Below are 796 nucleotides of genomic sequence, written 5' to 3' on the forward strand. Positions count from 1 at the left end.
ATGCCTGCGAAGGGAAATCAAAATCACATTGGAGCGATGTATGCAGGTGCATTATTTACCTTAGCGGAAATTCCTGGCGGTGCTTTATGGTTTGCGAACTTCGATATTACGAAGTGCTATCCCATACTTAAAAGCTTCACGATCGATTATTTAAAGCCCGCTCTTGGCGACATCCAAATCCGTATCGGTCTTAGCTCTGAAGACATTGAAGCTTATCAGGCCCAATGTATGGATAATGAAAAAGTAGAATTCGAACTTGTCGGTGGTCTAACTGATTCTCAAGGACAAGTTGTAGCGCGAAGCAAAGGGATTTATCAACTTCGCCGCCATTAAATTAGATGTAAAAGCAGTAAAATAGTGACAAACAAACTTCACCAGAACCCAAGCTTTTATGTGCTTGTTATTGCCTTCTTTTGCTGGGCTGGCGTATGGGCGTTTACATCCAATTCCTACAATACCAAATTTCAATACTGGTCATTCATTGATCATGACAACCTAGCATTACAGCACATACTTGAGCTGCCTAACGAAAGTTGGGATGCACTTGAAGGTAATCAGTATCAGCTCGATGCGCTCAACAAGCAATTTTGGCGCTTAGACGAACATCCTATTCTCTGGCTTAAAATTCAAATCCCACGACGTATCAAAGAGTCTCGACTACTGCTGGAAATCGTGCCGAATACAGGTGTTGATGGGATTCTCGTTCAGAACATTGATAATCGCTGGCAGTGGATTTCAGCCGAAGGTCGCAATCCAAATAGAGACCAAGAGCTACCAACCAATTACCTCACATTCC

The 796-nt window shown here is 42.7% G+C and carries 2 protein-coding genes; both read left to right on the forward strand.

The genetic code is table 11. The features are described 5' to 3' along the window. Positions 1–333 (forward strand): DUF4442 domain-containing protein (locus tag A3739_RS25840; protein ID WP_068503288.1); only part of this gene is annotated, 333 nt, incomplete at its 5' end. 24 nt (positions 334–357) lie between these two features. Next, a partial coding sequence (locus tag A3739_RS25845) for a hypothetical protein (RefSeq protein WP_156502850.1) occupies positions 358–796 on the forward strand: 439 nt, incomplete at its 3' end.

The organism is Oleiphilus sp. HI0067, from assembly GCF_001635735.1.